Origin of the sequence: uncultured Streptomyces sp. (assembly GCF_947488945.1) — a bacterium.
GTDB lineage: Bacteria > Actinomycetota > Actinomycetes > Streptomycetales > Streptomycetaceae > Streptomyces.
Window position 1 is genome coordinate 414,013 of the sequence record NZ_CANLBS010000002.1, and the last position, 20,172, is coordinate 434,184.

Annotated in this window: 18 protein-coding genes; 7 read left to right on the plus strand and 11 right to left on the minus strand. The window is 73.4% G+C overall.

Features of this window, described 5'->3' with window-relative positions; translation table 11 throughout:
- Positions 1-64: 64 nt before the first annotated feature.
- Entirely contained in the window at positions 65-457 is a 393-nt protein-coding gene (locus Q0994_RS03990; protein ID WP_299529270.1) for an SCO5389 family protein, read from the plus strand.
- Positions 458-558: 101 nt separating this feature from the next.
- On the opposite strand, the gene Q0994_RS03995 is transcribed toward Q0994_RS03990, so the two are convergent.
- Positions 559-1,599 carry an LLM class flavin-dependent oxidoreductase gene (locus Q0994_RS03995; protein ID WP_299529088.1) on the minus strand — a complete coding sequence of 347 codons (1,041 nt, stop codon included), beginning with the start codon at positions 1,597-1,599 and terminating at the stop codon, positions 559-561.
- A gap of 210 nt (positions 1,600-1,809) precedes the next feature.
- Here Q0994_RS03995 and Q0994_RS04000 point away from each other — a divergent pair, with 210 nt between their 5' ends.
- Positions 1,810-2,136, plus strand: coding sequence for an ATP/GTP-binding protein (locus Q0994_RS04000; protein WP_299529090.1), 327 nt, complete (start codon positions 1,810-1,812; stop codon positions 2,134-2,136).
- A 126-nt stretch (positions 2,137-2,262) separates the two neighbouring features.
- Here the strand turns inward: Q0994_RS04000 and Q0994_RS04005 are convergent, their stop codons facing one another.
- The 7 genes from Q0994_RS04005 to mce form a co-directional block, all read right to left on the minus strand.
- Positions 2,263-3,117: an ABC transporter permease gene (locus Q0994_RS04005; protein ID WP_299529092.1), complete on the minus strand. Its 855-nt coding sequence runs from the start codon at positions 3,115-3,117 to the stop codon at positions 2,263-2,265.
- The gene (locus Q0994_RS04010) at positions 3,114-4,220 is read right to left on the minus strand and encodes an ATP-binding cassette domain-containing protein (protein WP_299529094.1); all 1,107 of its coding nucleotides are present in this window, start codon (positions 4,218-4,220) and stop codon (positions 3,114-3,116) included. Before Q0994_RS04010 ends, Q0994_RS04005 begins: the two co-directional genes overlap by 4 nt.
- A 150-nt stretch (positions 4,221-4,370) precedes the next feature.
- A complete protein-coding gene (locus Q0994_RS04015) occupies positions 4,371-5,150 on the minus strand; it encodes an ABC transporter permease subunit (protein WP_299529096.1) in 780 nt (259 codons plus the stop codon).
- Positions 5,151-5,155: 5 nt separating this feature from the next.
- Positions 5,156-6,208 (minus strand): ABC transporter ATP-binding protein, encoded by a 1,053-nt coding sequence (locus Q0994_RS04020; RefSeq protein WP_299529098.1) that lies wholly within the window; start codon positions 6,206-6,208, stop codon positions 5,156-5,158.
- A gap of 87 nt (positions 6,209-6,295) precedes the next feature.
- Entirely contained in the window at positions 6,296-7,231 is a 936-nt protein-coding gene (locus Q0994_RS04025; protein WP_299529100.1) for a cellulose-binding protein, read from the minus strand.
- Between the two features lie 183 nt (positions 7,232-7,414).
- Entirely contained in the window at positions 7,415-11,278 is a 3,864-nt protein-coding gene (gene scy, locus Q0994_RS04030) for a polarized growth protein Scy (RefSeq protein WP_299529102.1), read from the minus strand.
- 198 nt (positions 11,279-11,476) lie between these two features.
- Positions 11,477-11,905 (minus strand): methylmalonyl-CoA epimerase, encoded by a 429-nt coding sequence (gene mce / locus Q0994_RS04035; protein WP_299529104.1) that lies wholly within the window; start codon positions 11,903-11,905, stop codon positions 11,477-11,479.
- A gap of 134 nt (positions 11,906-12,039) precedes the next feature.
- On the opposite strand from mce, the gene Q0994_RS04040 reads away from it, so the two are divergent.
- Both Q0994_RS04040 and meaB read left to right on the plus strand, forming a co-directional pair.
- Positions 12,040-13,242, plus strand: a complete 1,203-nt coding sequence (locus tag Q0994_RS04040) for an acetyl-CoA C-acetyltransferase (RefSeq protein ID WP_299529106.1) — start codon at positions 12,040-12,042, stop codon at positions 13,240-13,242.
- Positions 13,243-13,343: 101 nt separating this feature from the next.
- On the plus strand, positions 13,344-14,303 hold the full coding sequence (gene meaB, locus Q0994_RS04045; protein WP_299529108.1) for a methylmalonyl Co-A mutase-associated GTPase MeaB: 960 nt from the start codon (positions 13,344-13,346) through the stop codon (positions 14,301-14,303).
- A gap of 62 nt (positions 14,304-14,365) precedes the next feature.
- Here the strand turns inward: meaB and Q0994_RS04050 are convergent, their stop codons facing one another.
- The gene (locus Q0994_RS04050) at positions 14,366-15,046 is read right to left on the minus strand and encodes a PepSY domain-containing protein (protein WP_299529110.1); all 681 of its coding nucleotides are present in this window, start codon (positions 15,044-15,046) and stop codon (positions 14,366-14,368) included.
- Positions 15,047-15,162: 116 nt separating this feature from the next.
- Here Q0994_RS04050 and Q0994_RS04055 point away from each other — a divergent pair, with 116 nt between their 5' ends.
- Both Q0994_RS04055 and Q0994_RS04060 read left to right on the plus strand, forming a co-directional pair.
- Positions 15,163-15,822, plus strand: a complete 660-nt coding sequence (locus Q0994_RS04055; protein ID WP_299529112.1) for a response regulator transcription factor — start codon at positions 15,163-15,165, stop codon at positions 15,820-15,822.
- Complete coding sequence (locus tag Q0994_RS04060; RefSeq protein WP_299529114.1) at positions 15,819-17,483, plus strand: cell wall metabolism sensor histidine kinase WalK; 1,665 nt, start codon at positions 15,819-15,821, stop codon at positions 17,481-17,483. The genes Q0994_RS04055 and Q0994_RS04060 overlap by 4 nt, the downstream gene beginning before the upstream one ends.
- 38 nt (positions 17,484-17,521) lie before the next feature.
- Here Q0994_RS04060 and Q0994_RS04065 read toward each other — a convergent pair whose 3' ends face one another.
- Positions 17,522-18,835 carry an alpha-L-fucosidase gene (locus Q0994_RS04065; RefSeq protein ID WP_299529116.1) on the minus strand — a complete coding sequence of 438 codons (1,314 nt, stop codon included), beginning with the start codon at positions 18,833-18,835 and terminating at the stop codon, positions 17,522-17,524.
- 655 nt (positions 18,836-19,490) lie between these two features.
- Here Q0994_RS04065 and Q0994_RS04070 point away from each other — a divergent pair.
- The gene (locus Q0994_RS04070) at positions 19,491-19,619 is read left to right on the plus strand and encodes a hypothetical protein (protein WP_299529118.1); all 129 of its coding nucleotides are present in this window, start codon (positions 19,491-19,493) and stop codon (positions 19,617-19,619) included.
- Positions 19,620-19,682: 63 nt separating this feature from the next.
- Here the strand turns inward: Q0994_RS04070 and Q0994_RS04075 are convergent, their stop codons facing one another.
- Entirely contained in the window at positions 19,683-20,159 is a 477-nt protein-coding gene (locus tag Q0994_RS04075) for a MarR family winged helix-turn-helix transcriptional regulator (RefSeq protein WP_299529120.1), read from the minus strand.
- Between the last annotated feature and the right edge of the window lie 13 nt (positions 20,160-20,172).

The window sequence follows — 20,172 nt, forward strand, 5'->3', positions numbered from 1 at the left end:
GTCGTCGCTCTCCTGCCCTGCCCGTAAGGCCCCGGCCACCGTCGGGGCCGCGAGAGGAGAATCCATGTCGCTCGACGTCTCACCGGCCCTCTTGGAACAGGCCGAGCGAGGCGAGGTCGACGAAGCCGACTTCGTCGACTGCGTCCGGACCTCCCTGCCCTACGCATGGGAGATGGTCAGCTCCCTGGTGGCCCAGCTGAAGGTGGACGGCGGAGAGTTCGCCGACAACCAGACGCCGCCGCCGGACGAGCAGGCTCGTGGCCAGCTGCTGCGCGCGCTCGCGAGCGATGCGATACGCGGGGCGCTCCAGCGGCACTTCGGGGTGCGTCTCGCATTCCAGAACTGTCACCGGCTCGCGGTGTTCCCGCTGGATTCCTCGGTCGACGACCGGCTGGCCAAGTTCACCTCGGTGAGGGGCCAGCTGCTCAACCAGTCGCCCGAACTCCGGGACTGCTGAATCCCTTCGCTGCCGACCCGGAGCGCGGGAGGCGCCCCGCGCTCCGGGACGGCAGCTCTCCCCGCCGACGACGCGTCGGCCGGTACGCCGCCATGAACCCTTCACCCCAGCAGGGGCAGCACCTCGGTGCCCAGCCTGCGCACGTTGTCCTCGGTCGCCGCCAGCTCGCCGGATCCCTCCGTCAGCAGGGCGAACCGGGTGATGCCCGTGCGCTCCGCGGTGGCCGCGAGCCGGTCGGCGGCGAACTCCGGGGGCCCCACCGGATGGATCCCGCACAGCATCTCGGTGTACGCCACCGGGTCCCGCATCACGCGGTGCCGGCCGTCCACCGTGACGTGCGCGTCCAGTCCCTGCCGCAGCCACCCCGGCATCGCCTTCACCAGCGTCTGCTCGGCGTCCTCGCGCCGGTCCCCGATCTGGGCGACCCCGGCCGACACGTGGCCGGCGTTCTCCACCGCCTCCGCACAGACGCCCGCCTCGCGCGCCGCCGTCCGCCAGAGACCCACCATCTCGGCCTTCTCCTCGTCGCCGCAGTGCATGCCCAGCAGCATCGGCAGCCCCTTCGAGGCGGCGAGCCGCACGGTTTTGGGGGAGGTGCACGCCACGATCACCTCGGGCCCCCCGGCCGGCCGCTCGCCCTGGGCGTCCAGCAGCTCGTCGGCGCGCGGGACGACGGCCACCTCCCGGAAGCCGTGCGCCCCGCGCCCCGGGACGCGGGGCAGCCGCAGCCAGTCCATCAGCAGCCCGAGCGCGTCCGGGAAGCCGTTCTCGTACGCCTCCAGGCCGCCGCCGAACACCTCCAGGTCGACCCAGGGACCGCCCCGGCCGACGCCGAGGGTGAACCGGCCGCCGCTGGTGAGGTGCAGCAGCGCCGCCTGCTCGCCGAGTGCCACCGGGTGGTGGTTGGGCAGCACGCTCACCGCGGTCCCGACCCGGACGGTGCGGGTGCGGCCGAGCAGCAGTGCCGCCAGGGTCACGGCCGACGGGCAGACCCCGTACGGCACGAAGTGGTGCTCCGCCAGCCAGACCGCGTCGAGCCCGGAGGCCTCCGCGACCTCGGCGGACCGGACGGCCCGGTGCAGGGCCTCGGCCTGGCCCTGACCCGGGAACTGGGCTGCCAGTACGAACGTTCCAACGCGCATCGCGCTCTTGCCTCCTTGGGGCCGACGCGGCTCTCCCCTACCGGCACCAACGTCTGACACGTGCCAAAGGCACGGGCACGCGCGAAGTTCTTGCGATTTTCCGCTAACTCACTCCACTGCGCCCCCGCCGGACCGGGGCCCGGCCCTCGCGGCGGCGGTCCGCCCTTAGGCTGGAAGGCCCTGCCGTCCGCACCCCCGTGAGGTGTCCACGTGTCCCCGCGCCGCAACCGCCCCCGAGGCGGCGAGAGTCCCGCACCGAGTCCCGGCGGCGGGGCGCGGTACGGGGGAGGAGCCGCCACCGACAGCTGGCAGGGCGAGGAGTGGTCGGTGCGCCCGGTCAGCGGGGCGAGCGCGCAGGGCAAGCGCTACCGCTGCCCCGGCTGCGACCAGGAGATCCCCTCCGGTGTCCCGCACGTGGTGGTCTGGCCCGAATGGGGCGGCGTCGACGACCGCCGGCACTGGCACAAGGCCTGCTGGAACGCGCGGGACCGCCGCACCACACGGGTGCAGCGGTCCAGGAACGCCCCGCGCCACTGAGCGGCCGGGCGGCGCGCGGCCGGACGGCGACTGGCCGGGCGCCGTGCGGGCGGGACATGAGCGGGCCGGGGGGCCCGCCCGGCAGCAGGGGCTCGAGCGGGCCGGGCGCGGGCTGGCCCGGCAGGGTCAGACGTCGCGCCGGTCCATCACGAAGAAGGCCGCGCCGAGGGCCACCGCCGCCACCGCCGCCATGATGCCCACCGCCTGCCATCCGGACGGCCCCGAGACGCCCACCGAGGCGTCGTAGAGCGAGGCGATCTGGCTCGGGACCGAGTACGCGAACAGCGCGGTCCGGACGTCCGTCAGCCGGTCCGAGAACATGAACATGGCCATCACCAGCGGCAGCAGCACCAGCGCGATCACGATCGTGATCGCACCCGCCGAGTGCCGGACCACCGCGCCGAGGGCGAGCGAGGCGAGCCCCAGGAGCGCCAGGTAGAGGCCCACGCCGAGAGTGGCACGGGCCCACTCCGCGCCGTCCGCGGCCCGGCCGCCCATCAGCGCGGTCTGCAGCATCGCCACCACGGTGGTGGTCACGGCGGTGACCGTGAAGACCATCAGGAAGAAGACGCAGGACTTGGCCGCGAGCACCCGGCCCCTGCTCGGGCACGCCGTGAGCGTCGTGCGGATCATGCCGGTGCCGAACTCGGAGGTCACGGTCAGCACCCCGAGGGTGATCACGCAGATGGAGCTGAGCAGCACCCCGAAGAAGCCGAGTTCCAGCACCTCGTCGGTGCCCGGCGGCTGATCGCTGTAGGCGGTCACGGCGATCGCGGCCAGCACCCCGACGACCAGCAGCAGCGCGACCATCACGCCGAGCGTCCACAGGGTGGAGCGCACCGACCGGATCTTGGTCCACTCGGAGGCGAGGGCGTCGGAGAGGGTGGCGGGCCGGACCGGGATCGCGGAGACGTACGGGCCGAGCCCGGGGAGTCCCGCCCCGGGGTCCGTCGGGGGCTGCGGCGCGGCCGGCGTCGTCATCGGGATTCCTCGCCGGTCTCGGCGCCGGCGCGGGCCGGCGGCGTGGTCGCGTACGGGTTCCCGCCGGGCGGCGGCGGGACGTACCAGTTCCGCAGCGGTACCTCGTCGGCCGGCCGCGGCGGCCCGGCCGGGTCGGGCGGCAGGACGTAAGGGGGCGGCGGGGGTCGCAGCCCGGCCTTCGCGTCATCCGTCGAACGGTAGTCCACCTCGGCCTGCGTCATCCGCATGTACGCCTCTTCCAGCGAGGCCCGGTGGGGCGAGAGCTCCCACAGCCGCACACCGTCCGCGTGGGCCAGGTCGCTGATCCGGGGCAGCGGTACGCCCATGACGCGCAGTGCCCCGTCCGGCTCGGACACCACCCGGCCTCCGTCGCCCTCCACCGCGGCGGTGAGCGCCCGGCTCCCCTCCGCGTCGTCGTCCGCCACCCGCACCCGGGCGTACCCGGCGGAGTTGGCCGCGATGAACTCGCCGACCCCCATGTCTGCCAGCAGCCGGCCCCGGCCGATCACGATCAGATGGTCGGCGGTCAGGGCCATCTCACTCATCAGATGGCTGGAGACGAAGACCGTGCGGCCCTCCGCCGCCAGCGTCTTCATGAGGGTGCGGATCCAGAGGATGCCCTCCGGGTCGAGCCCGTTGACCGGCTCGTCGAAGAGCAGCACCTGCGGGTCGCCGAGCAGGGCCGCCGCGATGCCGAGCCGCTGCCCCATCCCGAGCGAGAAGCCGCTGGAACGCCGCCCCGCCACCTCACGCAGCCCCACCACCGCGAGGACCTCGTCGACCCGGGCCGCCGGAATGCCCGCGAGCTGGGCCAGCGACAGCAGGTGGTTGCGGGCACTGCGCCCGCCGTGCACCGCCTTGGCGTCCAGCAGCGCGCCCACCAGCCGCGGCGCGTTCGGCAGGCTCCGGTAGGGATGGCCGCCGATCGTCACGTGGCCGGACGTCGGCCGGTCCAGTCCGAGCATCATCCGCATGGTCGTGGACTTCCCCGAACCGTTCGGCCCGAGGAACCCGGTGACGATGCCGGGCCGCACCCGGAACGAGAGGTCGTGCACGGCGGTCCTGGACCCGAACCGCTTGGTCAGGCCGACTGCCTCGATCATTCCCAGCCCCATCGACTCGTCCGTCCGGCACCCGGCCCGCCCACCCGGCCGCGCGCCCCCCGTATGAGTGAGGAGGATAACCAGGACACATCGGTTCCGGCGAAGCCCTGCCGGGTGCGGCGCGCGCCCCCGCGGCCGGTCCGGCCGGTCCTACGCGTCCCGCTTCCGCAGCACCACGTACCCGCCGACGAGGGCCGCGACGACCCACAGGGCCATGATGCCGAGGCCGCCCCAGGGGCCGTACGGGGCGGGGTCGCTGTTCATCGCGTCGGGGACGACCTGCATGATCTTCGAGCCGGCCTGGTCGGGGAAGTAGCGGGCGACCGTCTTGGCGACGGGGACCGCCGACAGGATCTGGGAGACCAGGAAGAAGAACGGCATCAGGATGCCGAGCGAGAGCATCGAGCTGCGCAGCATCGAGGCCACGCCCATCGAGAAGATGGCGATCAGGCCCATGTACAGCCCGCCGCCGATCACCGCGCGCAGCACGTTGTCCGCGCCCAGGTCGGTGCGGTGGTCGCCGAGCAGCGCCTGGCTGAGGAAGAAGGTGACGAAGCTGGTGGCGAGGCCGACCACCAGGGCCAGCACGCCGGCCACCAGGATCTTGGAGAAGAGGAAGACGCCGCGCTTCGGGACGGCCGCCAGCGAGGTGCGGATCATGCCGGAGCTGTACTCCGTGCCGACCACCAGCACCCCGAAGACGACCATGGCGAGCTGCCCCAGGATCATCCCGGAGAAGCCGACGAAGGTCGGGTCGAAGGTGGCCCGCTCCGCCTCGGAGAGGTCGTCGAACTGGGAGCGGAGCAGGGCGCTGAGCGCCGCCCCCATGGCGACGGTGACCACGAACGCCGAGATCAGCGTCCAGGTGGTGGAGGAGACCGTGCGGATCTTCGTCCACTCGGAGTTCAGGACCGCGGGTACCGATGCCATCGCCGTCATGCTCCCGTTCCGTCGGGGCCCTGGGGGCCCCGGCTGTCGTCCGCGGTGGATCCGGCGGTACCCGAGGAGCTGCCGCCCTTGCCCTGCGGCTGCCGCCAGTCCGCGCCCCAGTCGGCTCCCACCACCGGCTTCTCCCCGTCCTGCCCGTCGTGCGCGTGGTACTCCACCGAACCCGCCGTCATCTGCATGAACGCCTCCTCCAGCGAGGCCCGCTGGGGGCTCAGCTCGTGCAGCACCACCTGGTGGCGGGCGGCCAGTTCGCCGATCGCCTCGGTGGTGGCGCCGTCGATCTCCAGCGTGCCGTTGCCGGACTCGACGGGTGTGAAGCCCTCCTGGTGCAGCACGTCGCGCAACCGCTCCTGCTGCGGCGAGCGCAGCCGTACGTAACTGCGCGAGTTCTCGTGGATGAAGTCGGCCATGGAGGTGTCGGCCAGCAGCTTTCCCTGGCCGATCACGATGAGGTGATCGGCGGTCAGCGCCATTTCGCTCATCAGGTGGGAGGAGACGAAGATCGTCCGGCCTTCGGAGGCCAGCGATTTCATCAGATTGCGAATCCAGTGGATTCCCTCGGGGTCCAGGCCGTTCACCGGTTCGTCGAACATCAGGATCTGCGGATCGCCGAGCAGCGCGGAGGCGATGCCGAGCCGCTGTCCCATGCCGAGCGAGAACCCCTTGGACTTCTTCTTCGCCACCGCGCTGAGCCCGACGGTGTCCAGCACCTCGGCGACCCGGCGGGTGGGGATGCGGTTGCTCTGGGCGAGGCAGAGCAGGTTGTTGTACGCGCTGCGCCCGCCGTTCATCGACTTCGCGTCGAGCAACGCCCCGATGTACTTGAGCGGTTCCGCGAGATCGCGGTACTGCTTGCCGTCGATGCGGACCGATCCGCTCGTCGGGTTGTCCAGACCGAGCATCATGCGCATGGTGGTGGACTTCCCCGCGCCGTTCGGTCCGAGGAAGCCCGTCACGATGCCCGGCTTGATCCGGCAGGACAGATGGTCGACGGCGACCTTGCGGCCGAATCGCTTGGTCAGTCCCTCGAGCTCGATCATGCGTTCACGCTAGAACGGCCGCGCGCCCGGCGCCACCACAACGGCGGAACCGGGCGCACATGGCGTACAGCGGTGGGACGGGAGGCGTCAGCGGGTCTGCTGGGCCGGAACCCCGCGGGTGGCGGGCTCGTCGTCGGGGGAACCGGCAGCGGCGACCGCGGCGCCGGTCAGCGTCGCCAGCATCTCGCGGACGTTGGTGAGCTGGGCGTTGATCGAGTCGCGGCGGTTGGTGAGCGCCGCCAGCTCGCGCTCCGACTCGCTGCGGATCCGGTCGGCCTTGGCGTTCGCGTCGGCCACGATGTCCTCGGACTGGCGCTGCGCGGTCTCGACCGTCTGGCGGGCCCGGCGCTCGGCGTCCGTACGGAGCTTCTCGGCCTCCAGGCGGAGCTGCTCCGCGCGGTGCTCGATCTCCGCGAGGCGCTTCTCGGCCTTGGCCTGACGGGACGCGAGGTCGCGCTCCGACTGGTCGCGGCGCTTGGCCAGGTTGGTCTCGAAGTCCGCGGCGGCCTGGGCGGCCTTCGCGCGGGTCTCCTCGAAGAGGGCGTCCGCCTCCTCACGCTTGGACTGGGCGTCCTTCTGCGCGTCCCCGCGCAGCGAGGCCGCCTCGCCCTGGGCCTTCTCGACGATGCGGACGCCGTCGTCCTCGGCCTTCGCCTTGCGCTCGGCGGCGAAGGACTCGGCGTCGTTGCGCACCTGCTGGGCGGCCGACTCGGCCAGCTCGCGGTGCTGCTCGGCGGCGCGACGGGCCTCCTCGCGCAGGTCCTTCGCCTCCTCCTCGGCGAGGCGGAGGATCTTCTCGACGCGCGCGCCGAGGCCGGCGTACGACGGCTCCGCGTCGTTGACCTGGGCCTGGGCGTTCTGCGTCTCGAGGTGGAGTTCCTCGATGCGCTTTTCCAGAGAGGTGATGCGTGCCAGAGCACTGTCGCGGTCGGCGACGAGCTTGGTAATGCGGTCGTCCACCTGACCGCGGTCGTAACCACGTCGCACGAGCTCGAAGCCGAAGGGGGAAGAGGGGTCGCTCATGGGTTTCCTGTCGAATGAGACCGGTGAGGTGATAGAGGGAATCCTAGGGGCCAAAGCGGCGTGTCAGCGTGCAGATACTGGTTTGATCTGGAGAATGACACCTCTTTAGGGTGGCTGGCCCACAAGGTGCTTACCACCCCGCGGGGTTGATGTCCGTGCCCATGCACGGGACTCGGCGTCCCGCTAGCCCTCCGACTGCTTGCCACCCGAACGGGTGCCCGCGGTCGCAGCTGCCTTGACGCCCCCGGCGGAACCGCCGCTGCCGGACTTCCCGCCCCCCGTCGGCGCCTCGAATGATTCCAACGCCTCCAGCACGTCCTGGACACGGGAGATCTCCGTATTGATGTCCTCGCGCCTGCGCACCAGGACGTCCAGTTCGTGCCTGCCCTCGTCCACGATCCGCTTCGCCTCCGCCTCCGCGTCGGCCCGCAGCTTCTCCGCCTCGCGGACCAGGCCGGCCTTCTTGGTCTCGGCCTCCTTCAACAGCGACTCGGCCCGCTTCACCGCGGCGATCCGGACCTTGCTCGCCTCCGAATTGGCCTCCGCCAGCAACTCCTTGGCCTTCGCCGCGGCCTCGTCGCGCTGCTCGGTCGCCGCCTTCATCAGGTGGTCGACGCGCTCGCCCGCGGTCCGCATCTGCTCGGACGTCTCGCGGCGGGCGCGGTCGTGGAGTTCCTCGATCTCGGCCTCGATCCGCGTCCGCAGCTCCTCGGCCCGCTCCCGGGTCGCCGTGGCGTCCCGGCGCGCGCCGACCAGCAGCTCGTCCGCGTCCGTCCGGGCCCGCTCCACCAGGGTGTTGCCCTCGACCGTGGCCTCGGAGGTGATCCGCACCGACTCCTGGCGGGCCGCGCCGACCATGGCGTCCGCCTGGGCCTCGGCCTCGGTGGCGGTGCGCAGCGCCTCCTCGCGGGCCTTGTTGATGAGCTGGTCCGCCTGTTCGGCGGCGTCCGCCCGGCGCTTGGCCGCGTCGGTGCGCGCCTCGTCGAGCGTGCGGTCCGCCTCCTCGCGGGCCTCGCTCCGCATCCGCTCGGACGCCGACTCCGCCTCCGCGCGCACCTCTTCGGCCTCCGCACGGGTACGGGCCGCGTGCTCCTGGGCCGACCGCACGGTCTCCGCCGCCTCCGCGCGCAGCCGCGCCGCCTCCGACGAGGCCTCGGACAGGAGCTGTTCGGACTTCTCCTTGGCGTCCTTGCGCCGGCGCTCCGCCTCGACGGTGGCCTCACCGACCAGCTGGTTGGAGGCGTCGGTGGCCTCGGTGCGCACCCGGGTGCTCTCGGTCGTCGCCTCGGCCATGAGCCGGTCCGCCTGCTCGGCGGCCTCCGAACGCATCCGGTTGGCGTCCTCGCGGGCCTCCGCACGCGCCTTGGCGGCGTCCTGCTCGGCCGACGTCAGGGCGTCGGCCGCCTCGGTGCGGACCCGCCGGCCGTACTCGGCGGCCTCGCCGCGCAGCCGGTCCGACTCGGCGATCGCCTCGGTGACGGTCCGCTCGGCCAGCGCCTTCGCGGCCTCGGACTCCTCCGCGGCGACCTGCCGGATACGGCCGGCGTCCTCCGCGGCGCGCTCGCGCTCGGCGTGGGCGTCGGCACGGAGGCAGTCGGCCTCCGCCTGCGCCTCGGTCCTGACCCGGTCGGCCGACTCCTCGGCGGCCGTCCGCCGCTCGGCGATCTCCTGCTCGGCCTGCTCGTGCAGTCCGGCGACCGCGTCCCGCACCTGCTGGGCGGTCTGCTCGGCCGCGGCCGTCAGCTCGGCGGCGCGGGTCTCGGCCTCCTCGACCAGCCGGTGCGCCTCGGTCTGCGCCTCCTCGACCCGCTTGCGGGCGGAGGCGAGCAGCTCCTCGCTCTGCTCACGGGCCCGCTCCCGCTCCTGCTCCGCCTCGGTACGGGCGGAGTCCAGGGTCTCCTCGGCCGCCCGGCGGCGCCGGTGGGCCTCCTCCTGGGCCGCGGACAGTGCCTCCGCCGCTTCCGCGGCGACCCGCTCGGCCGCGGCCGCCGCCTCGGCCCGCACCCGGTCGGCCGTCTCCTGCGCCTCCGACTTCAGGCGCTCCGCCTCGGCGGCCGCCTCGGAGCGCAGCCGCACGGCGAGGGTCTCGCCCTCGGAGCGGGACTGGGCGGCGTCGGCCGCCGCCTCGTCGCGGAGCCGCTCGGCCTCCGCCTCGGCCTGCTCCCGGTGGACGCGCAGCCGCTCGGCGGACTCCGCGCGCAGCCGCTCCGCCTCCTCGCCGGCCTCGCGCCGCAGCCGCTCCGCCTCGGCGCGGGCCCCGGCCAGCGCCTCCTCGGCGGCGGCGACCCGCTCCTCGGCCTCGGCACGCAGCCGGGCGAGCTCCCCGGCCGCCTCCTCCTCGCGGGCGGCGACCGCGCGCTCGGCCTCCGTACGCAGCTCGCCCGCGGCCGCCTCGGCGGCCGTGACGGCGGCCCGTGCCTGTTCCTCGGCGTCGGTCCGCAGCTTCTCGGCCTCCGCGCGGGCGCGCTCCCACTGCTCCTCGGCCTGCTTGCGCAGACCGGTGGCGCGCTCGGCCGCCTCGGTGCGGACCCGCTCGCTCTCGGCGGCGGCGGAGGTACGCAGTTCCTCGGCGTCCGCCTTCGCCTTGGTCAGCAGCTCCTCGGCGGTGCGGGCTTTCTCCTCGATCTGCTGGACGGCCTCGCGGCGCGCCTCGCCGCGGATGCGCTCACCCTCGGCGACCGCCTCGGAGCGCAACTGCTCGGCCTCGCCGCGCAGCCGGCGGGCCTCTTCCTGGAGCTCGACCGTCTTGGCCCGGTACTCCTTGGTGTCGTCCTTGGCCGCGCCCTTGAGCTGGTCGGCCTGCTCGGCGGCCTCGCCGCGCAGCCGGTCGGCCTCGGCCTCCGCCTCGCGGCGGATGCGCTCGGCCTCCTCGCCCGCCGACCTGGTGGTGGACCGGGCGTCCTCCGACGCCTTGGTCAGCACCTCCTCGGCGCTGCGGGCGGCCTTGGCGAGCTGGGCCGCGGCGTCCTCGGCCGCGTCCGTGCGGGCCTTCTCGGCCGCCTCGGCGACCAGCCGCTCGGCCTCGGCGCGGGCGTCCGCGAGGGCCTGCTCGGCCTCCGCCTTCAGCGTCTCGGCGCTGGTGGTGGCCTCGCCGACCAGGCGGGCGATCTCGGACTTGGCGGTCCGGGTGCGCTGCTCGTTCTGCGACTCGACCCCGGCGAGCTGCTTGGCGGCGGCGTCCTTGGCCTCCTGGACCAGCTTCTCCGCCTCCAGCCGCGCCTCGCGCAGCCGGGTGGCGGCCTCCGTCATCTGCTCTTCGGCGGCCCGCTGGAGCTCGGCGGTCCGGCGGCGGCTCTGCTCGGACTCGGCGGTGGTCGTGGTGCGGAGCTGCTCCGCGTGGGTGGACGCCTCCTGGGCCTGGGTGGAGGCGGCGTTCAGCAGACGCTCGGCGTCCCTGCGGGCGCGCAGCAGGATGGCCTCGGCCTCGGCGCGGGCGGTCTCCGCCTCGGAGCCGAGCCGCTGCCGGGTCTCCTCGGCGACCCGGACGGCCTCGCTCCGCGCGGCGGCGAGCGCCTGCTCGGCCTCGGCGCGGGTCTCCTCCATGAGGCGGCGGGCCTGCGACTCCGTGCGCGCGCGCAACTGCTCGGCCCACGCGACGTTCTCGTTGACGTGGGACTCGACGGTCTGCCGGCGCTCGGCGAGCTCCTGGTCGAGCCGCTGCCTGCGCTGCACCGCCTCGGCGTGCAGTTCCGCCTGGAGCCGGGCCTGGTGCTCGGCGTGCTCCTGGAGGATGCGCTGCGTCTGGGCGCGGGCCTCGCGCAACTCGCGTTCCGCGTCGGTCCGGAGCTGGTCCGCCTGCATCTGGGCGGTGCGGAGCATCTGTTCGGCCTGGTAGCCGAGATCGGCGCCGTCGTACGCGGGACGGGTCGCCAGAGTGCGGCGCGCCTCGTGCAGCTTGGCGCGCAGGACCTCGACCTGGTACCCGAGGTCCTCGGCGTGCTGGACGGCCTTCTCCCGGTCGGTCTTCAGCCGGTCCATCTCGGCCTCGAACCGCGAGAGATGGTCGACTTCAGCCCGGTGGCTCTCCTGGCGTTCGTAGCCCCGCACTGCGCGGTCCCATCCTTCCCCGAGCTCTCAACTGCGTTCGAGCAGGGGAGACCCCAACCCTGGTCGAAAATCGAACGAGCACCGCTCGCCGACGAACGGCCCCCCGGGGAATGGTGACAGATGCATCGGGGACGCGGTGCGGCCCCGACCCGGCCCGGGCCCGGAAACGCCCACTCTACCGGGCCGGGTATCCGGAGGTCAGTGCTCCGTCCGGGACGTGACCAGTTCGGTCAGTACGCCGTGGCAGTCCTTGGGGTGCAGGAAGGTGATCCGGGACCCCATCGAGCCGGTCCGGGGCTCGTCGTAGAGCACCCGGACGCCCTTTTCGCGGATGTTCGCGGCGTCTTGGTCCACGTCCGCGGTCCCGAAGGCGATGTGGTGGACGCCCTCCCCGTTCTTTTCCAGCCACTTGCCGACGGCCGAGTCCGGTCGGGTCGGCTCCAGGAGTTGGAGGTACGAAGCACCCCCGTCCGAGGTCTCGTTGATCTTCAGCATGGCCTCGCGCACGCCCTGCTCCTCGTTGACCTCGGAGTGGTACACCTCGAACCCGTAGGTCGCGCGGTAGAACTCCACGGTCTTGTCGAGATCGAAACAGGCGATTCCGATGTGGTCGATTCGCGTCAGCATGGAACCAGTGCAACGGTCCGCGGATGGTTACGCAACGTGCGCGCCGTCACACCCGCTGCCGGATGACGGGCGCGAGGGTGCTCAGTACATTCGAGTAAACCCTCGTTCACACCACATGTTTAGGGGCCGTGCCCATGTCAGCAACGACCGGTAACACCTCAGTGATCGTCGCGGGCGCCCGGACGCCCATGGGGCGGCTCCTCGGCTCCCTGAAGAGCTTCTCCGGCGCCGATCTCGGCGGCTTCGCCATCAAGGCGGCGCTGGACCGGGCCGGCATCGGCGGCGACCAGGTCGAGTACGTGATCATGGGCCAGGTCCTCCAGGCGGGCGCCGGCCAGATCCCCGCGCGCCAGGCCGCCGTCAAGGCGGGCATTCCGATGAACGTCCCCGCGCTCACCGTGAACAAGGTGTGCCTCTCCGGGCTCGACGCCATCGCCCTCGCCGACCAGCTCATCCGCGCGGGCGAGTTCGACGTGGTCGTCGCCGGCGGCCAGGAGTCGATGACCAACGCCCCGCACCTGCTGCCCAAGTCCCGCGAGGGCTACAAGTACGGCGCGGTCGAGGTGCTCGACGCGATGGCGTACGACGGGCTGACCGACGCCTTCGAGAACATCGCCATGGGCGAGTCCACCGAGAAGCACAACACCCGGCTGGGCCTGAACCGCGCCGAGCAGGACGCCGTCGCAGCCCTCTCGCACCAGCGGGCCGCCGCCGCGCAGAAGAACGGGATCTTCGAGGCGGAGATCACCCCGGTCGAGATCCCGCAGCGCAAGGGCGACCCGGTCCTCTTCTCGCAGGACGAGGGCATCCGCCCCGAGACGACCGCCGAGTCCCTCGGCAAGCTCCGCCCGGCCTTCACCAAGGACGGCACCATCACCGCCGGCACCTCCTCGCAGATCTCCGACGGCGCCGCCGCCGTGGTCGTGATGAGCAAGGCCAAGGCGGAGGCGCTGGGCCTCGACTGGATCGCCGAGATCGGCGCGCACGGCAATGTCGCCGGCCCGGACAACTCGCTCCAGTCGCAGCCGTCCAACGCCATCCGGCACGCCCTGAAGAAGGACGGCCTGACCGTCGACGACCTCGACCTGATCGAGATCAACGAGGCGTTCGCGGCCGTCGCCGTCCAGTCCATGAAGGATCTCGGCGTCTCCTCGGACAAGGTCAACGTCAACGGCGGGGCCATCGCGCTGGGCCACCCGATCGGGATGTCCGGCGCCCGCGTGGTGCTGCACCTGGCGCTGGAGCTGAAGCGGCGCGGCGGCGGCACCGGCGCGGCGGCGCTGTGCGGCGGCGGCGGTCAGGGCGACGCGCTGATCATCCGCGTTCCGGGCAAGTAGTCCCCGGCGGCGGGCCGGGTGCCCCGGGGAAGGGGTTCCGGCCCGCCCGCCCCGGGGAACCACGTACGGACGAGCAGGCCGGCAGAGCGAACGGAGCGGTGATGGTGGACGTCCCCACCCTGGTGGAGCAGGCACGGCAGGGCGCGCCGCGTGCGGTGGCCCGGCTGATCTCCCTGGTGGAGGGGGCGTCCCCGCTGCTGCGCGAGGTGATGGCGGCGCTGGCCCCGCTCGCGGGCAACGCGTACGTCGTCGGGCTGACCGGCTCGCCCGGCGTGGGGAAGTCCACCTCCACCTCGGCGCTGGTCTCCGCCTACCGCCGGGCCGGCAAGCGCGTCGGGGTGCTGGCGGTGGACCCGTCCTCGCCGTTCTCCGGGGGCGCGCTCCTCGGCGACCGGGTCCGGATGTCGGACCACGCCTCCGACCCGGGCGTCTACATCCGCTCCATGGCCACCCGCGGCCACCTCGGAGGTCTCGCCCGCTCCGCGCCGCAGGCGGTGCGGGTGCTGGACGCGGCCGGCTGCGACGTGATCCTGGTGGAGACGGTGGGCGTCGGCCAGTCGGAGGTCGAGATCGCCTCCCAGGCCGACACCTCGGTCGTCCTGCTGGCTCCCGGCATGGGCGACGGCATCCAGGCGGCGAAGGCCGGAATCCTGGAGATCGGCGACGTCTACGTGGTCAACAAGGCGGACCGGGACGGCGCGGACGCCACCGCCCGGGAGCTGAACCACATGCTGTCGCTGGGGGAGTCGCGCGGTCCCGGCGACTGGCGGCCGCCGATCGTGAAGACGGTCGCCGCCCGCGGCGAGGGCATCGACGAGGTCGTCGAGGCGCTGGAGAAGCACCGCGCCTGGATGGAGGAGCACGGCGTGCTGGGCACCCGGCGGGCCGCGCGCGCGGCCCGCGAGGTGGAGACGATCGCCGTCACCACGCTGCGCGCACGCATCGCGGACCTGCACGGCGACCGCCGCCTCGACACCCTGGCCGAACGCATCGTCGCGGGCTCCCTCGACCCGTACGCGGCGGCCGACGAACTGGTTGCGGGCCTCACCGGCGAAGGCTGACGCACCCCCGACGCACCCCCGGCTGCCGGGTGGGGGAGCGCCGGGGCCGGCCCGTCCTCCCGTCAGTCGCGGTCGTCGCGCTCCCCGCCGCGGTCGTCGTCGGAGTCGTGGGAGTCGTCGTCCGCCGTGACCGACGCCGCCGCCGTCCCCGCGTCGACCCGCACGTCCCGGTCCGCGCCCTTCGCGCCCGTGACCTCCACGTCCCAGTGCGCCCCGCCGTCGTCCTCCAGGTCCACCGACGTCACCCGGCCCGGAGCCGCCTTCAGCGCCGCATCCGCCGCCTCCGTCACGGAGACGGCGGCCGACCGGGGCGCGCGGCGGTGGCGGTCGTCGTTGTCGTCGTCGGCGCGGTGCGACAGGACCGAGCCGTCGCGCCCGTCCACCGTCACGTCGTGCCAGGCCTTGTCGGCGCCGTACACGTCGAGCTCCCAGACCGGACGGTCGCGGTCGTCGTCCCCGTCGTCGTCCGGGCCCTCCCACTCCGCCCCGGTGACGGTGCCCGGCACGGCCTTCAGCGCGGCGGCCACCGCCCGGTCCACCGTGATCCGGCCGGAGGCGGGGGCATCGGAGGCGGTGCGGTCGCCGGCGGTGTCCCTGCCGGCGGCGCCGGTGCCCGCGGCGGACGAGGACCGGGTGCGGTCCCGGTCGTCCGCGCCGTCGTCGGCCCATGCGACGGTGGCGGCGGTGGCGCCCCCGACGAGCACGGCGGCGGTGGCTGCGGCGATGGCGATCTGGCGCTTCATGAGGTTCCTCCCCGAGTACGGTGCGGTGCGACGGGAACCACCCTGCCGGGACGTTGCTGAACGCAGCCTGAAGCGAGCTGAAGACGTCTTCAGCTCCGGTTTGCGACGCTGTGCGTATGCGCCTGTTGATCGTGGAGGACGAGAAGCGCCTCGCGGTGTCCCTGGCCAGGGGGCTGACCGCCGAGGGTTTCGCCGTGGACGTCGTGCACGACGGCCTGGAAGGGCTGCACCGGGCCGGGCAGGGCGGCTACGACCTGCTGATCCTGGACATCATGCTGCCCGGCATGAACGGCTACCGGGTCTGCGCGGAACTACGGGCGGCCGGCCACGAACTGCCGATCCTGATGCTCACCGCCAAGGACGGCGAGTACGACGAGGCCGAGGGGCTCGACACGGGTGCCGACGACTACCTGACCAAGCCGTTCTCCTACGTGGTGCTCGTCGCCCGGGTCCGCGCCCTGCTGCGCCGGCGCGGCGGTTCCGCCTCGCCCGTGCTCACGGCCGGCGGTCTGCGGATGGACACCGCCGCCCGCCGGGTCCACCGCGAGGGGACCGAGATCGTCCTCACCGCCAAGGAGTTCGCCGTGCTGGAGCAACTTGCGGTGCGCGCGGGCGAGGTGGTGAGCAAGGCCGAGATCCTGGAGCACGTCTGGGACTTCGCCTACGACGGGGACCCGAACATCGTCGAGGTCTACGTCAGCACCCTGCGGCGCAAGCTCGGCGCGGAGACCATCCGTACGGTGCGCGGCGCCGGTTACCGCCTGGAGGCCCGATGAGATCGGTGACCGCCAGGGCCGCCCTGGGTGCGACCCTGGTGGTCGCGGTGGCGCTGGTCGCCGCGGGGCTCACGGTGCTGCTGGTGCTGCGGAGCAACCTGACGGACCGGGCCGGGCTGGAGGCGGAGGTGGCCGCCCGCGAGGTGGCCGGCCGGCTCGCGCTCGACGTGCCGTACGCCGAACTCGACCTGGACGACGAGGAGACCCCGGTCCAGGTCACCGACGAGGAGGGCCGGGTGGTCGCGGTCTCCGACAAGCTGGAGGCGGTCACCGGCACCGGGGCCGCCGGCGTCACCCCCGTCCCCCCGCCGACGGTCGGCCAAGGGCGCGGATCCACTGCCGACGAGCCCCGGCACGACTCCGACGGCTCCGACGACTCCGAGGGCGATGACGGCGGCGACGGCGGCGGCCGCTCGGCGGACGATCCCGCCCGGGGCGAGGTCTCCGACGACGACCCGGTGTTCTCCGACGGCACCGCCACCGTCGACGGGACCCGCGCCGCCTACCGGTTCGCCGCCGTCGAGGGCACCACCCCGGACGGCGTCACCCTCACCGTCCACGCGGGCGCCCCGCTCGCCGCCGAACGGGAGGCGGTCGGCTCGGTCCGCACCGCCATGCTGGCCGGCCTTCCCGTGCTGCTGGCGGTCGTCGCCGGGGTGTCCTGGCTGGTGACCCGCCGGGCGCTGCGCCCGGTGGAGGGCATCCGGCGGGAGCTGGCCGCCATCACCGCCTCGGAGGACCTCGCCCGGCGGGTTCCGGAGCCGGACTCGCGGGACGAGATCGCCCGGCTGGCGCGCACCACCAACGAGACGCTCTCCGTGCTGGAGGCGTCGGTGGAGCGGCAGCGCAGGTTCGTCGCGGACGCCTCGCACGAGCTGCGCTCGCCGATCGCCTCGCTGCGGACCCAGCTGGAGGTCGGCGAGGCCCATCCGGACCTCCTCGACGTGCCGGGCGCGGTCGCGGACACCGTACGCCTCCAGGTGCTGGCCGCCGACCTGTTGCTGCTGGCCCGGCTGGACGCGGGGGAGCGGCCGGGGGACGCGCCGGTCGACCTCGGCGCGCTGGTCCGCGAGGAGCTGGCGCAGCGGACCGGGGACCGGGTGGCGCCGGAGCTGTCCGTGGCGGACGGCGCGCTGGAAGTCACCGGTTCGCGCGGCCAGTTGGCGCGGGTGGTCGGCAACCTGCTGGACAACGCCCGGCGTCACGCCGAGGGCTGGACGGCCGTGGCGGTGGGGCGGGAGGCCGGGCACGTGCTGGTGCGCGTCGACGACGACGGGGCGGGTGTCCCCGAGGGCGAACGGGAGCGGATCTTCGAGCGGTTCGTCCGGCTCGACGACGCCCGCGGCCGGGACGACGGCGGCGCCGGGCTCGGTCTCGCCATCGCCCGGGACGTGGCGGTCCGGCACGGCGGCACGCTCACCGCCGGCCCGGCACCGCGGGGCGGGGCCCGGTTCACGCTCCGGCTGCCGGCCGCGCCGGGAGGCCCCCGGCGGACCGGGGGGCGCCCGACCCCCGGCGGACCCGTGCCCGGAACGGACCGCCGGCCGGGCCCGTGCCCGGAACGGATCACCGGAGGCGCGCCGGACAGGCCTGTGGCCCCGGCGCCCGGGGGGACGGGTGACGGGGCCGCGGGGGCGGGTCCGCACGCCCCGCCGGCCTGAGGAACCCGGCGGGACGTGCGAGCTGAGGGGGAGGGCCGCTACAGCGGGGCGTCCGTGGTGGCCAGGTACGCGATCTCCGGCACGGAGGTGACGCCCGCGAGGAATGCCGTCGCGCCGGTCAGGACCGCGCCCTCGCCGGTGACGCGGACGGTCACCGTGCGGGTGGTGACGGGCTCGAAGATCTGCACCCGCTGGGAGCCGACGGTGAACCCCGAGGCGAACGGCGTGCCGGTCGCGTCGCACAGTTCGTGCGCGGTCACCCGCTGGCCCCCGGCCAGTTCCTCGGTCAGCCAGAGGTGGTCGAAGGTCACCGCGGAACCGAAGTCCAGCTCCCAGACGCCCGGCGCGACCTCGCGGACCCCGGCCGGCAGCGGGGCGGCGAACCGGCGGTCGAGCTCGGTGCGCAGCTCGCGCAGCCGCCGCACGTCCTCCTGCGGCAGCCGTCCGGTGCTGTCCGGCGGCAGGTTGAGCAGCAGGTTGGCGCCCAGGCCGACGGACCGGTAGTAGATGGCCAGCAGGTGGTCCAGCGTCTTCGGCGCGTCCTCGGGGTGCCAGAACCAGCCGCGCCGCAGCGACACGTCGCACTCCGGCGGCAGGTAGAGCGCGTCGGTCAGCTCCACCGTCTCCACCGTGTAGTTGGAGAACTCGGTCTTGCGCACCACGTATTCGACCGGGTCGGCGGCCAGTCCGTCCTCGTTGCCGACCCACCGGATGGTGGGGGCGCCCATGTTGAAGACCATGGCCTGCGGCTGGAGCTCGTGGATGACCGAGCTGATCCGGGCCCAGTCGTAGCGGTGGCCCTCGGAGCCGGCGCCGTCGAACCAGATCTCGTCGACCCGTCCGTAGCCGGTGCACAGCTCGCGCAACTGCTGGGCGTAGAAGTCGTCGTAGGCCGCCTCGTCCGCGTACGCCGGGGCGTTGCGGTCCCAGGGGGAGAGGTAGAAGCCGAACTTCACCCCGTGCCGGGCGCAGGCGTCGGACACCTCGCGGACCACGTCGCCCCTACCGTCGCGCCACGGCGAGGAGCGCACCGAGTAGTCGGTGGTGGCGGTCGGCCAGAGGCAGAAGCCGTCGTGGTGCTTCGCGGTCAGGACGACGTAACGCGCGCCCAGCTCCTTCGCGGTGGCCACCCACTGGTCGGCGTCCAGGTCGCTCGGGTCGAAGGACGAGGCGGGCAGCGTTCCGTCGCTCCACTCGACTCCGTGGAAGGTGTTCATCCCGAAGTGGAAGAAGACGCCGAGCCGGTCCCGCTGCCAGGCCGACTGCTGCGGGGTGGGGACGATTGCGGTGGGCACGGGGGACTCCTGGTCCGGTCGGGCGGCGGGGGCCGGGGCGGTCTCGACGGCGGTCATCGGACCACCTCGGTGAGGGAGCGGGCGGCGAGGTACGCGGTGTCGTCCGCGCGGGAGGCGAGCACCAGGGCCGGGGCCGGGCCGCGCTCGCAGGCCATTTCCTTACTTTCCCAACGGACCCGCGCAGGCTATACATCGGTTGTTTCGGCTGTCAATGCTCCGCTGGACGGCGACGAGTCGCTACCTCTGTGCGATGTGGCCGGGTGATTTTCCCCTTCTGTTGCGCGCCTCCTGCCGAGGTGTGCGGACTGATGCTGCGTCAGGTCGTGCGCCATGTGGTCTTGGGCTGGGGGAATGCTGAACCGTTGACACGGGAGGGCTTCCGGCGGGTCGCGGCGACGTCCGATGTGCGCATTCGTGGGGACGTATTCCGTATGTGCGGGGGTCCCAGGACATCGGATGATTGGTCACACTCGTGCCATGACCGTCACCGACGGAGCGATCGTCAGATCAGAAGGATGATCGCCTCCGGGGAGCCGGCCCTCGGGGCGGCTGCCGCCGGAGAAGGAACTCAGGGCCTGGTCGAGCACGATCTGGAGTTCCCTCGGGCGATCGTCGACAGCGCGGGCAACGGCTGTCTCGCGAGCCTGATCGACGGCTCTCCAGCGCCACCGTGCGGGCACGGATCTGGCGCGGCATCACCCAGGAGGACGCCGTGACCCACACGCTCTCCGAGCGCCGGGCGATCGTGGAGGCGCTGCGCCGCGGCGACGCCACCCTGGTCAAGGCGCTGACCACGGTGCACATCAACGGCGTGGAGCAGTGGCTGCGCATGGCGCTCTGAGGCGCGCGGACGGCACCGGGGGCCGGACGGCGTCCGGCCCCCGGCCCGTACTGTTCCCCGCCGCTACGGCCGGCCGCGCCGCCCCCGCAGGTGCTCCGCGATCGGCGTGAGCGCCGCGTGCAGCTCGGCCAGCGCCTCGGGCGACAGCAGGTCGATGAAGTGGTTGCGCACGGAGGCCACGTGGTGCGGGGCCACCGCGCGCATCGTCTCCGCTCCGTGATCGGTCAGCACCGCGAAGAGCCCCCGCCGGTCGGACTCGCAGTTCTCGCGCCGGACCAGCCCGGCCGCTTCCATGCGGGTGATCTGGTGGGAGAGGCGGCTCTTGGACTGGAGGGTGGCCTCCGCCAGGTCGCTCATCCGCAGGCGCTGGTCCTCGGCCTCCGAGAGGTTGACGAGGATCTCGTAGTCGTTGTTGGTCAGGCCGAACGGCTGCAGATCCTTCTCCAACTGGTGCGACAGCAGTCTGCTGACGTCCAGGTGGGTGCGCCAGGCGCACTGCTCCGCGTCGCTCAGCCAGCGCGTGGCCGTCTCGGTCTCCATGTATGGATTCTAC

Coding starts and splice junctions, on each gene's coding strand:
- Q0994_RS03990 (WP_299529270.1), top strand. CDS start 65: ATGTCGCTCGACGTCTCACCGGCCCTCTTGGAACAGGCCGAGCGAGGC.
- Q0994_RS03995 (WP_299529088.1), bottom strand. CDS start 1,599: ATGCGCGTTGGAACGTTCGTACTGGCAGCCCAGTTCCCGGGTCAGGGC.
- Q0994_RS04005 (WP_299529092.1), bottom strand. CDS start 3,117: ATGACGACGCCGGCCGCGCCGCAGCCCCCGACGGACCCCGGGGCGGGA.
- Q0994_RS04010 (WP_299529094.1), bottom strand. CDS start 4,220: ATGATCGAGGCAGTCGGCCTGACCAAGCGGTTCGGGTCCAGGACCGCC.
- Q0994_RS04015 (WP_299529096.1), bottom strand. CDS start 5,150: ATGGCATCGGTACCCGCGGTCCTGAACTCCGAGTGGACGAAGATCCGC.
- Q0994_RS04020 (WP_299529098.1), bottom strand. CDS start 6,208: ATGATCGAGCTCGAGGGACTGACCAAGCGATTCGGCCGCAAGGTCGCC.
- Q0994_RS04025 (WP_299529100.1), bottom strand. CDS start 7,231: ATGAGCGACCCCTCTTCCCCCTTCGGCTTCGAGCTCGTGCGACGTGGT.
- mce (WP_299529104.1), bottom strand. CDS start 11,905: ATGCTGACGCGAATCGACCACATCGGAATCGCCTGTTTCGATCTCGAC.
- Q0994_RS04040 (WP_299529106.1), top strand. CDS start 12,040: ATGTCAGCAACGACCGGTAACACCTCAGTGATCGTCGCGGGCGCCCGG.
- meaB (WP_299529108.1), top strand. CDS start 13,344: ATGGTGGACGTCCCCACCCTGGTGGAGCAGGCACGGCAGGGCGCGCCG.
- Q0994_RS04050 (WP_299529110.1), bottom strand. CDS start 15,046: ATGAAGCGCCAGATCGCCATCGCCGCAGCCACCGCCGCCGTGCTCGTC.
- Q0994_RS04055 (WP_299529112.1), top strand. CDS start 15,163: ATGCGCCTGTTGATCGTGGAGGACGAGAAGCGCCTCGCGGTGTCCCTG.
- Q0994_RS04060 (WP_299529114.1), top strand. CDS start 15,819: ATGAGATCGGTGACCGCCAGGGCCGCCCTGGGTGCGACCCTGGTGGTC.
- Q0994_RS04065 (WP_299529116.1), bottom strand. CDS start 18,835: ATGACCGCCGTCGAGACCGCCCCGGCCCCCGCCGCCCGACCGGACCAG.
- Q0994_RS04075 (WP_299529120.1), bottom strand. CDS start 20,159: ATGGAGACCGAGACGGCCACGCGCTGGCTGAGCGACGCGGAGCAGTGC.